Raw genomic sequence first — 10269 nt, 5'->3', positions numbered from 1 at the left:
ATTGTTAAAGAGCAGTGCAACGCGGCTTTCGCTCACCGTTGCGAGGTGGCGTATAATACGCTTTCCTCTTTCAGAGTCAAGCGTTTAATTTCGCTTTTCTCTGCCGGCATTCATCGCTGAATCCCGCTGACCCGGCGGGCTGTAAGCCGTTGTTCCGTGTCAGTGGGAGCGCATTATAGGGATCCCATTTTTTTGCACAAGCCTTTTTTCGATCTTTTTTTTCATGTGATGCTTTTTCCGCCTCTTCGCAGCATTCTTGCGCAATTCGTTCAATTTTTACCACAATAAAGGGTTGCAGGAGGCCCCAAAAGCACCCAAAGTCTTTGCACTCCCTTATTTTATTGAGGTAACTATGACCAACAGTTTGCGTCGCTATAAAGAGTTATTCCCGAAAACGGGTCAACGGGTAATGATCGACGCCAGTAGCGTAGTGATCGGGGACGTCAGAATAGCTGATGATGTCAGTATCTGGCCGCTGGTCGCGATTCGCGGTGATGTGAATTATGTAGAAATAGGCGCTCGAACTAACATCCAGGACGGTAGTGTCTTACATGTTACTCATAAGTCTTCATCAAACCCGCGAGGCAATCCACTTATCATTGGCGATGATGTCACTGTCGGCCACAAGGTCATGCTACACGGCTGCACCATCGGTAACCGTGTGCTGGTCGGCATGGGTTCGATTCTGTTGGATGGCGTGATTGTAGAAGACGATATAATGATTGGCGCAGGCAGCCTGGTACCACAGAATAAACGCCTTGAGAGTGGCTACCTTTACTTTGGCAACCCTGTAAAGCAGATACGCCCCCTGACGGAGGCGGAAATCGCCGGACTCATATATTCAGCGAATAACTATGTAAAGTGGAAGGGTGACTACCTGACTCAGGAAAACCAGATCCAACCTTGAGCATCTTCCTGCTGGTCGAGAATCAGAACCTGAGCTTCATCTTCCAGATCCCAGCGATGTTCACGAAATGCGGCCAGCCATTGCGTAGGTTCTTCCCCACCAAAACGCGTCTTGAGCACCGATGACGTTAAGGCGCAGGTTAGCTGCATACCGTTTACTAATACCGGAAAAGCGATACATTGGTGCGCCTCATCCCACACTTCCCTGTCAGGAAACTGAATAGACTGGTTCATGCATTCAGCTCCTTCTGTAAAGCGGCAATGACTGGAGTTATATCTGGCAGAATGCCGTGCCACAACAGCACCGCATGAGCAGCCTGCGCCACCAGCATTCCTAACCCATCAGCGCATTTTGTCGCACCGTGTTGCTGGCATAAGGATAAAAAAGGCGTACTACCTTTCTGGTAAAACATGTCATAGCAGCAGACATGAGGGTTAATTAAACTCACAGGAATTGCAGGAACGTCCCCGTCAATGCCGCTGGATGTCGCATTAATGATGAGATCAAATTCCTCATTGCCTGATGCTTCTATATCCAAAGCACGGACGCTGCCAGTATGAGCAAACAGCGTAGCCAGTTCATGAGCGCGAGAAAAGGTACGATTGACAATAGTAACGGCGCAATCCAGAGATAAAAGGGGCAGCAATACCCCACGTGAAGCGCCACCCGCGCCAATAAGCAATACCCGGAAGCCAGGTTTGATAAACTCAAGCCGTTCCAGATCGCTTAAGAGCCCGATGCCATCCGTATTGTCGCCAAGCAGCCGGCCGTCTTCCAGCCGTTTAAGCGTATTAACTGCGCCGGCCAGCGCTGCACGTTCGGTTAACTCGTCAGCTCGCGCAAAGGCCTCTTCTTTAAAAGGTACGGTGATGTTAGCGCCCTTGCCACCCTCATTAAAGAAGGCGTCAAGCGTGGTAACAAAATCATCGAGCGGAGCCAGAATACGTCCATAGGGATGCGCAATTTGCAGCTGCTGTGCAAAAAGGCGATGGATAGACGGCGATTTACTATGGGCGATGGGGTGTCCGAAGACGGCATAAGTTTCCATGAATTATCCCTGGCGGAAGAGTTCGCCCGTCAAGGCATCACGAATTTCAGATGGATTTTGTCGTCCTCCCGTTGCCCCATCAATGACGGGAAAGTCAGCGCCAAACTGTGTATAAACTTCCTCGGTCGTGCGGCAAGGTGGCTGGCCCGATAAATTTGCGCTGGTTGAAACCAGCGGCTTACCGTAAGCCTTGCACAGTTCAACCACCAGCGGATGATCGGTAACTCTGACAGCCAATGAATTGAAGCGCCCAGTCAACCAACGCGGCGTTGAAGCACAGGCGGGGAAGACAAACGTCACCGGACCAGGCCAACAGGAAAAAATAGCCGCGAGCTGCTCATCGCTAAGCCGCGTATAGTCAATGTATGGCTTGAGTTGTTCAAAGCTAGCGGCGATCAGGATCAATCCTTTTTCGACCGGACGCTGTTTAAGAGCAAGCAGAGTCATGACGGCCTTTTCGCTATCGGGATCGCAACCGACGCCAAAAACGGCTTCCGTAGGATAGGCGATGACATGTTGATTATTCAGAAGCTCTACAGCGCGAACGATGGCTTCTGAGGGCAGGTTATTATTCACAGATTTATTCCGCCGATATCGGCTTTCCACATTGTTTGCTGGCACAAAAGCGCTTAACGCCCTGAGCCGTTTTCTTTTCGATTAGCAACGGGTAATGACACTCGGGGCACTCGCCCGCTACTGGTTTGAAATTAATGACGAACTGGCAATCGGGGTAACGATCGCAGGAATGGAAGTTTTTACCAAAGCGTGAACGGCGCTGCACCAGATGCCCTTGTCCGCATTGCGGGCAGGGTATTGCGGTTTCATCTGGCTTATCAATCAATTCAGTATGTTCACAATCAGGGTAGCTACTACACCCGATAAACATACCAAAACGTCCCTGCCGTAGCACCAGCACGGAACCGCAAGACGGACACGTTTGCCCCTCCAGAACTTTGACGATATGTCCGTCCGCCTGGCTTTTAAGGGGACGGACATAGTCACAGTCAGGATAATGCGAACAGCCGAGAAAAGGCCCGTGCTTCCCGGAGCGTATCACCAGTTCAGCCCCACACTGCGGGCAGGGTTCGTTTTTACGCACCGAAAACAGCGCTGTTTTGGTCATAACAATTCTAATGTCGCAGCAAAAAAGTTAATGCAGCATACCTTCATTTACTTCAAAGAGTAATTCTTCCATTTGCTGGTAGGCATTTTCGCAACCGGGAATATTGAACAGCACCATCAGAATCACCCATTTGAGATCCTCCAGATCGAACTCCGCCGTATCCAGCGCCAGCGCACGCTCTATTACCATTTCCCGTGTTTCGAGGTTCAACACCTGAATTTGCTCAAGGAACAGTAAGAACCCCCGGCAACTCGCATCAAGACGCTGACACTCCTCGTCCGTATATACTCGTAGCGAGAGAGGGTCGGAAGCAAGCTGCATAGGCGCAACCAACCCCTCCTGATAATCAGCCAGTTTCTCAAGCCACATCAGGGCGTTATAGATATCTTCTCGTTCAAAACCGGCATCGGTAAGATCCCGAGTCAGCTTGTCCTGATCCACGCGCATTTCTGCTTCATTATGGATGTAAGTTTCAAACAGATACATGAGTACGTCGAACATGGCTTGCCCTCCTTAATCGGACATAGCCGCCGGGTACAGCTGCGATCCAGCCTGCTAACTCCAGTTCAAGTAGCTGGGCTACGGTTACTGGCACAGATTGGCCGGCACGTTCAGCGACAACGTCAACAGGTGTTACCTCATCTCCTACGTTAGCCAGGAGCTCTGGAAATGGCAATGCTACAGAAGGCAGATTCGCGCAATTATTTGCGCCATCCGGCTTGGGAACAATGTACTGTAGATCATCCCGCCAGTATTCAATGATGTCTTCAGGCGCCGTTACGGGAATCGCTCCCTGCTTAATGAGCCAATGGGGTCCTTCCGAACCAGGACTGCCAATTGGCCCTGGCAAGGCAAATACATCCCTTCCCTGCTCCAGAGCATAACGAACTGTCACTAGCGAACCGCTTTTCAGTGCGGCTTCAACAACTAACACACCGGCGCTCAGGCCGCTGATAATCCGATTACGCCGGGGAAAATTCCCCGGCAAAGGCGGAGTAAAAAGTGGAAATTCAGAAATTACGGCTCCACCGTTGCGAATTATCTGCTCCGCCAGCGCCTGATGGCGACGAGGATAGATTTCGCGTAACCCGTTCCCTAAAACGGCAACCGTTTTACCCTTACCTTCCAGCGCACCACGATGGGCGATCCCATCGATGCCAAGAGCCAGACCGCTAGTGATCGTAATGCCATAACCCGCTAAAGCTACGCTAAATAATTTCCCCCAGCGGGCGCCATACCACGAATGCGCTCGACTTCCGATAACTGACAGCTGCCGGCTACTAAGTAGCGAAGTATTTCCATAGACAAAAAGGGCACCGGGAAAATCCACAATAGCCCGCAATTGAGGTGGGTAAAGCGGATCTTCGGCGGTGAGTAGATAGCAACTCGGCTGCTCGAGCCACTGCAGAGTGGAATCAATCTCGCATTGGTTAACGCTAAGAAAGTGCTTCGATTGCGCCAGATTCAAACCACAGGCTCGCAAATTCTCATGATCTAAGGTCGGAGATGAACATAGCTGACGAGCGACGTTGACAGCACTGTCGCCATACAGGCTGCTCACTCTCATCAAACGTATCCAAATTTCCTTCGGCGTCATCCCCATCCCCCTGCCACAAGCGACTTTAACAATCATTGCGATTGGACAGCGAGACTGTCAATTGCAGGGGGTTTTGTCTAGAATAGAGGTAATAATCTTTCCAACTCCTGAACACAACTCTGGATAACTATGTCAGTTTTGCAAGTGTTACATATTCCGGACGAGCGCCTTCGCAAAGTCGCAAAGCCGGTTGAAGAAGTAAATGCGGAAATTCAGCGTATCGTCGATGATATGTTCGAGACGATGTACGCTGAAGAAGGTATTGGTCTTGCCGCAACGCAGGTGGATATCCATCAGCGGATCATCGTTATTGATGTATCGGAAAATCGTGATGAGCAGCTGGTATTAATCAACCCGGAGCTGCTGGAAAAGAGCGGAGAGACCGGCATTGAAGAGGGCTGTCTCTCTATTCCTGAACAACGCGCTTTAGTGCCGCGTGCAGAAAAAGTGAAAATCCGCGCGCTCGATCGCGAAGGAAAATCGTTTGAACTGGAAGCTGACGGTCTGCTGGCAATCTGTATTCAGCATGAGATGGATCATCTCGTTGGTAAGCTGTTCATCGATTATCTGTCTCCGCTCAAGCAACAACGCATTCGTCAAAAAGTTGAGAAACTTGACCGCTTGAATGCCCGAGCTTAAGGACGAGAATTAACGTGTCAGATTCACTACGTATTATTTTTGCGGGTACTCCTGATTTTGCAGCGCGTCATCTTGACGCGCTGCTCTCCTCTGGACATAACGTCGTTGGCGTGTTTACACAACCAGACCGTCCAGCAGGCCGGGGTAAAAAACTCATGCCCAGCCCGGTTAAAGTACTGGCGCAGGAGAAAGGCATACCGGTATTCCAGCCAGCTTCGTTACGCCCGCAGGATAATCAGCAATTAGTTTCTGACCTGCATGCAGACGTCATGGTGGTCGTAGCCTATGGTCTGCTTTTGCCGAAAGCGGTGCTGGATATGCCGCGCCTTGGCTGCATTAATGTTCATGGTTCGCTGCTTCCACGCTGGCGCGGAGCGGCGCCAATTCAACGTTCGCTGTGGGCTGGTGATACCGAGACCGGTGTAACAATCATGCAGATGGATGTCGGGCTTGATACGGGCGACATGCTGTATAAGCTTGCGTGTCCCATCACCGCAGAAGATACCAGCGGAACGTTATATGACAAACTGGCTAACCTGGGGCCGCAAGGGCTTATTGAAACCCTTAAGCAGCTTGCCGCGGGTACCGCAAAACCGGTCGTTCAGGATGAAGCGCTGGTTACCCATGCACAAAAACTCAGCAAAGAAGAGGCGCGTATCGACTGGTCTCTTTCCGCTGCTCAGTTAGAACGCTGCATTCGCGCCTTTAATCCGTGGCCTATGAGCTGGATAGAAATTGATGGCCAGCCGATAAAAGTCTGGCAGGCATCGGTTATCAATACGGCCACAGCTGCCGTACCGGGGACCATCATTGAAGCGACAAAACAGGGGATTCAGGTAGCAACCAACGACGGTATTCTGAATCTACTCTCGCTGCAGCCGGCCGGTAAAAAAGCAATGAGCGCCCAGGATCTTTTAAACTCGCGCCGGGAATGGTTCGCTCCTGGCAACCGTCTGGTCTGACGGCCCCTTCTTAATACGCCCGGTGTTGCCGGGCATTTTTATTTTTGTGTTTATGAAAAAACAACTCAATTTACGTAGCCTGGCAGCGCAGGCCGTTGAACAGGTTCTCGAACAAGGGCAATCATTAAGCAACGTTCTGCCCTCACTGCAGCAAAAAGTATCCGATAAAGATAAAGCGCTGCTTCAGGAACTATGCTTTGGCGTGCTGCGTACGCTTTCGCAATTAGACTGGCTGATTAATAAGCTAATGTCTCGTCCGATGACGGGTAAGCAGCGTATCGTTCACTACCTGATTATGGTGGGCTTATATCAACTGCTCTATACGCGTATCCCGCCGCATGCCGCACTGGCGGAAACGGTTGAAGGCGCAGTCGCTATTAAACGTCCACAGCTTAAAGGGTTGATTAATGGCGTATTGCGCCAGTTTCAGCGCCAGCAGGAAGAGCTGTTGTCTGAATTTTCTCGTAGCGACATTCGCTTCTTACACCCAGGCTGGTTATTAAAACGCCTGCAGAAAGCGTATCCAGCGCGGTGGGAAGCCATCGTGGATGCGAACAACCAGCGTCCGCCAATGTGGTTGCGCGTGAACCGTCTCCATCACACGCGCGACAGCTGGCTGGCATTGCTGGAAGAGGCGGGTATGTCAGGGTTTACGCATTCCGCTTATCCTGACGCTGTACGCATGGAGACACCGGTACCAGTCCATGCACTGCCAGGGTTTGAAGAAGGCTGGGTTACCATTCAGGATGCCTCCGCTCAGGGTTGCGTCACATTCCTCGCCCCCAAAAACGGCGAGCACATTCTGGATCTCTGCGCCGCTCCGGGCGGTAAAACCACGCATATTCTCGAAGCGGCTCCCGAAGCACAGGTTCTCGCCATCGATATTGACGAGCAGCGGCTCTCCCGCGTCTATGACAACCTGAAGCGACTGGGAATGAAGGCAACCGTCAAACAGGGTGATGGACGCCATCCATCACAGTGGTGCGGCGAACAACAGTTCGATCGTATCCTACTGGATGCGCCTTGTTCCGCTAGCGGTGTTATTCGCCGTCACCCGGATATCAAATGGCTGCGCCGGGATCGCGATATCGCAGAACTGGCCCAGCTTCAGTCGGAAATTCTGGATGCCGTATGGCCGCACCTGAAATCCGGCGGAACTCTGGTTTACGCGACGTGCTCCGTATTACCAGAGGAGAATAGCCTGCAAATTAAAGCTTTTCTGCAACGAACAGCGGATGCGGTACTCAGCGAAACCGGAACGCCAGAGGTGCCAGGTCAACAAAATTTGCCTGGCGCTGAAGAAGGTGACGGCTTCTTTTACGCTAAGCTAATCAAAAAGTGATGAGATAACGAGTCGCGACTGATGAAAATTATCATATTGGGCGCAGGACAGGTCGGCGGAACTCTGGCGGAAAATCTCGTCGGGGAGAACAACGACATTACTCTGGTCGACACGAATGGCGACCGCCTTCGTAGTCTTCAGGATAAATTTGATCTCCGGGTGGTTCAGGGACATGGCTCGCATCCGCGCGTGTTACGTGAGGCCGGTGCGGATGATGCCGACATGCTGGTTGCGGTGACCAGCTCCGATGAAACCAATATGGTGGCCTGCCAGGTTGCCTATTCGCTGTTTAATACACCAAATCGTATTGCTCGCATCCGTTCGCCGGATTATGTTCGCGATGCCGATAAACTTTTCCATTCAGAAGCGGTTCCTATAGATCACCTTATCGCACCTGAGCAGCTGGTAATTGATAGTATTTACCGGCTGATCGAGTATCCAGGCGCTTTGCAGGTTGTCAATTTTGCTGAAGGAAAGGTCAGCCTGGCGGTCGTTAAAGCCTATTATGGCGGTCCTTTGGTGGGAAATGCACTTTCGACTATGCGCGAACATATGCCGCATATTGATACACGCGTAGCGGCCATTTTCCGCCACGATCGTCCTATCAGACCCCAGGGCTCAACAATTGTAGAGGCCGGGGATGAGGTGTTCTTTATCGCCGCTTCGCAGCACATTCGAGCAGTCATGAGCGAGCTTCAGCGTCTGGAAAAGCCTTATAAACGCATCATGCTGGTCGGCGGCGGAAACATTGGCGCCGGGCTCGCCCATAAGCTGGAGAAAGATTACAGCGTCAAACTCATTGAACGTAATCAACAGCGAGCCGCAGAGCTTGCAGAAAAGCTGCAGAATACCATCGTCTTCTACGGCGATGCTTCAGATCAAGAATTACTGGCTGAAGAACATATCGATCAAGTTGATCTTTTTATCGCTGTCACCAACGATGATGAAGCCAATATCATGTCTGCCATGCTCGCGAAGCGAATGGGCGCCAAAAAAGTCATGGTACTGATCCAGCGACGGGCTTACGTCGATCTTGTCCAGGGGAGCGTGATCGACATTGCAATATCACCGCAGCAGGCAACCATATCCGCGCTGCTCAGCCATGTCCGCAAAGCGGATATTGTTGGTGTTTCCTCGCTGCGCCGCGGCGTCGCTGAGGCCATTGAAGCAGTGGCGCACGGAGACGAAAGCACTTCACGGGTTGTTGGACGTTCGATTGATGAGATTAAACTTCCGCCAGGAACAATTATTGGCGCAGTTGTACGCGGTAATGATGTCATGATAGCGAATAACAATCTGCGCATTGAGCAAGGGGATCATGTAGTTATGTTCCTGACTGACAAAAAATTCATCTCTGATGTGGAGAGGCTATTCCAGCCAAGTCCTTTCTTTCTGTAGTTATCAGGCGTCGACAAGACGCCTTTCTTTTATCCCTTATATATCAAAGGATAATATTTTCCTGCAATTATTTCCTAATAATGGAAAATAGGAATACATTTGTTAAACTTATCAGTGTTTGCTGGCTCAAGGAGAATAAAATGAGTTTTTTAAAAGAATTTCGCGAATTTGCGATGCGCGGGAACGTGGTTGATCTGGCAGTCGGTGTCATCATTGGTGCAGCATTTGGTAAAATCGTATCGTCGTTGGTTGCCGATATTATTATGCCGCCGCTAGGCTTGCTCATCGGCGGAATTGACTTTAAACAGTTTGCTGTAACGCTGCGAGATGCCCAGGGCGACATTCCCGCTGTCGTAATGCACTATGGCGTATTCATCCAGAATGTATTCGACTTTATCATCGTGGCTTTTGCTATTTTTATGGCAATCAAACTGATGAACAAATTGAACAGGAAAAAAGAAGAGGCGCCGGCAGCACCACCTGCTCCGACTAAAGAAGAAGTCCTGCTTAGCGAAATTCGTGACCTGTTAAAAGAACAGAACAATCGCTCTTAAAAGGCTTTAAAACCAGAAGGCCAGTGGTAAAAAAGTTAATCACTTTCTTGCCACTGGCCTCCCGACCATCCCGCCCCGCATGTTTTGCTTTTCTTTGATAACTGCCTTTCCCCTTCTTATTCTTTTCAACTCGTTGCCTGAATAACGGGTCATGAAGCAAGGCCTCGATGGCATTATCTTTTATCTGCCCTTTAGTGTGCTGATAGCGGCTCATAAAATCTCCAGATTGGTGAAATGAAATCGGCGTGAGTGTAGACGCGAATGCTGAAAAAATCAACGCCCGGTATTTCTGTTACTGGCGCCCTGCTCGAGCGCTTCAAGAATGGAACAATAGACACTGCTGTGCGCTGTGCCGCAGCAAGCATCATTGAGCCGCTGTAAGGAACGACGCATAGCCTGGAGCTCCTTAATACGGGATTCCACTTCACTCAAACGAGCCTGCACAATGCCTTTAGATTCCTGACAGGTATGATGTTCCGGATCGATGCGGATCGAGAGAAGTTCGCGGATCGATTCCAGCGTAAACCCCAGCTGCCTGGCATAGCGGATAAAACGCAGTCTCTGCAGGTCGTTATCCGAATAGAGACGAAATCCACCTTCCGTACGCACGTTATGATCCATCATCTGCTGTTTTTCATAATAGCGGATGGTATCAGGAGTAACGTCAGCCAATTTAGCCAGTTCACCTATGCGGTACAT

General features: G+C 50.6%; 14 protein-coding genes. 6 read left to right on the top strand and 8 right to left on the bottom strand.

Features of this window, described 5'->3' with window-relative positions; translation table 11 throughout:
- The first annotated feature begins 352 nt into the window (after positions 1-352).
- On the top strand, positions 353-907 hold the full coding sequence (locus tag ABLV75_RS02445; RefSeq protein WP_004106285.1) for a gamma carbonic anhydrase family protein: 555 nt from the start codon (positions 353-355) through the stop codon (positions 905-907).
- On the opposite strand, the gene ABLV75_RS02440 is transcribed toward ABLV75_RS02445, so the two are convergent.
- Genes ABLV75_RS02440 through dprA form a run of 6 tightly spaced genes read right to left on the bottom strand, consistent with a single transcriptional unit; the run spans position 883 to position 4675 of the window.
- Positions 883-1140, bottom strand: a complete 258-nt coding sequence (locus ABLV75_RS02440) for a DUF1488 domain-containing protein (RefSeq protein ID WP_004106287.1) — start codon at positions 1138-1140, stop codon at positions 883-885. The two genes, ABLV75_RS02445 and ABLV75_RS02440, sit on opposite strands and share 25 nt — an antisense overlap.
- Positions 1137-1955 carry a shikimate dehydrogenase gene (gene aroE / locus ABLV75_RS02435; RefSeq protein WP_004106292.1) on the bottom strand — a complete coding sequence of 273 codons (819 nt, stop codon included), beginning with the start codon at positions 1953-1955 and terminating at the stop codon, positions 1137-1139. The genes ABLV75_RS02440 and aroE overlap by 4 nt, the downstream gene beginning before the upstream one ends.
- A gap of 3 nt (positions 1956-1958) precedes the next feature.
- A complete protein-coding gene (gene tsaC / locus ABLV75_RS02430) occupies positions 1959-2531 on the bottom strand; it encodes an L-threonylcarbamoyladenylate synthase type 1 TsaC (RefSeq protein WP_004115936.1) in 573 nt (190 codons plus the stop codon).
- Positions 2532-2535: 4 nt separating this feature from the next.
- Complete coding sequence (locus ABLV75_RS02425) at positions 2536-3078, bottom strand: type I DNA topoisomerase (protein WP_004106296.1); 543 nt, start codon at positions 3076-3078, stop codon at positions 2536-2538.
- A gap of 27 nt (positions 3079-3105) precedes the next feature.
- Positions 3106-3579 carry a DUF494 family protein Smg gene (gene smg, locus ABLV75_RS02420; protein ID WP_004106298.1) on the bottom strand — a complete coding sequence of 158 codons (474 nt, stop codon included), beginning with the start codon at positions 3577-3579 and terminating at the stop codon, positions 3106-3108.
- Entirely contained in the window at positions 3551-4675 is a 1125-nt protein-coding gene (dprA, locus tag ABLV75_RS02415; protein WP_004106300.1) for a DNA-protecting protein DprA, read from the bottom strand. Before dprA ends, smg begins: the two co-directional genes overlap by 29 nt.
- A 129-nt stretch (positions 4676-4804) precedes the next feature.
- Between dprA and def the strand changes: the two genes are divergently transcribed.
- The 5 genes from def to mscL all read left to right on the top strand — a co-directional run bounded on the left by def (position 4805) and on the right by mscL (position 9570).
- Entirely contained in the window at positions 4805-5314 is a 510-nt protein-coding gene (gene def / locus ABLV75_RS02410) for a peptide deformylase (protein WP_004106306.1), read from the top strand.
- A 14-nt stretch (positions 5315-5328) separates the two neighbouring features.
- Complete coding sequence (gene fmt / locus ABLV75_RS02405) at positions 5329-6276, top strand: methionyl-tRNA formyltransferase (protein ID WP_004106307.1); 948 nt, start codon at positions 5329-5331, stop codon at positions 6274-6276.
- 52 nt (positions 6277-6328) lie between these two features.
- Positions 6329-7618 carry a 16S rRNA (cytosine(967)-C(5))-methyltransferase RsmB gene (rsmB, locus tag ABLV75_RS02400; RefSeq protein WP_004106308.1) on the top strand — a complete coding sequence of 430 codons (1290 nt, stop codon included), beginning with the start codon at positions 6329-6331 and terminating at the stop codon, positions 7616-7618.
- A 21-nt stretch (positions 7619-7639) separates the two neighbouring features.
- Positions 7640-9016 (top strand): Trk system potassium transporter TrkA, encoded by a 1377-nt coding sequence (gene trkA, locus ABLV75_RS02395; RefSeq protein WP_004106309.1) that lies wholly within the window; start codon positions 7640-7642, stop codon positions 9014-9016.
- A 140-nt stretch (positions 9017-9156) separates the two neighbouring features.
- Entirely contained in the window at positions 9157-9570 is a 414-nt protein-coding gene (gene mscL / locus ABLV75_RS02390) for a large-conductance mechanosensitive channel protein MscL (protein ID WP_004106310.1), read from the top strand.
- Here mscL and ABLV75_RS02385 read toward each other — a convergent pair.
- Positions 9524-9784 carry an alternative ribosome-rescue factor A gene (locus tag ABLV75_RS02385; protein ID WP_004106311.1) on the bottom strand — a complete coding sequence of 87 codons (261 nt, stop codon included), beginning with the start codon at positions 9782-9784 and terminating at the stop codon, positions 9524-9526. The two genes, mscL and ABLV75_RS02385, sit on opposite strands and share 47 nt — an antisense overlap.
- Before the next feature lie 59 nt (positions 9785-9843).
- Entirely contained in the window at positions 9844-10269 is a 426-nt protein-coding gene (gene zntR / locus ABLV75_RS02380; protein ID WP_004106312.1) for a Zn(2+)-responsive transcriptional regulator, read from the bottom strand.

Source organism: Klebsiella sp. CN_Kp066, assembly GCF_040065135.1.
Classification (GTDB): Bacteria; Pseudomonadota; Gammaproteobacteria; order Enterobacterales; family Enterobacteriaceae; genus Klebsiella; species Klebsiella oxytoca.
Note: the sequence above shows the minus strand (reverse complement) of the source record. Positions and strands in the feature narration are given on the sequence as shown.

Excerpts from the sequence above, each read along its gene's own strand:
- ABLV75_RS02445 (WP_004106285.1), top strand. The coding sequence starts at position 353 with ATGACCAACAGTTTGCGTCGCTATAAAGAGTTATTCCCGAAAACGGGT.
- ABLV75_RS02440 (WP_004106287.1), bottom strand. The coding sequence starts at position 1,140 with ATGAACCAGTCTATTCAGTTTCCTGACAGGGAAGTGTGGGATGAGGCG.
- aroE (WP_004106292.1), bottom strand. The coding sequence starts at position 1,955 with ATGGAAACTTATGCCGTCTTCGGACACCCCATCGCCCATAGTAAATCG.
- ABLV75_RS02425 (WP_004106296.1), bottom strand. The coding sequence starts at position 3,078 with ATGACCAAAACAGCGCTGTTTTCGGTGCGTAAAAACGAACCCTGCCCG.
- smg (WP_004106298.1), bottom strand. The coding sequence starts at position 3,579 with ATGTTCGACGTACTCATGTATCTGTTTGAAACTTACATCCATAATGAA.
- dprA (WP_004106300.1), bottom strand. The coding sequence starts at position 4,675 with ATGACGCCGAAGGAAATTTGGATACGTTTGATGAGAGTGAGCAGCCTG.
- def (WP_004106306.1), top strand. The coding sequence starts at position 4,805 with ATGTCAGTTTTGCAAGTGTTACATATTCCGGACGAGCGCCTTCGCAAA.
- rsmB (WP_004106308.1), top strand. The coding sequence starts at position 6,329 with ATGAAAAAACAACTCAATTTACGTAGCCTGGCAGCGCAGGCCGTTGAA.
- trkA (WP_004106309.1), top strand. The coding sequence starts at position 7,640 with ATGAAAATTATCATATTGGGCGCAGGACAGGTCGGCGGAACTCTGGCG.
- mscL (WP_004106310.1), top strand. The coding sequence starts at position 9,157 with ATGAGTTTTTTAAAAGAATTTCGCGAATTTGCGATGCGCGGGAACGTG.
- ABLV75_RS02385 (WP_004106311.1), bottom strand. The coding sequence starts at position 9,784 with ATGAGCCGCTATCAGCACACTAAAGGGCAGATAAAAGATAATGCCATC.
- zntR (WP_004106312.1), bottom strand. The coding sequence starts at position 10,269 with ATGTACCGCATAGGTGAACTGGCTAAATTGGCTGACGTTACTCCTGAT.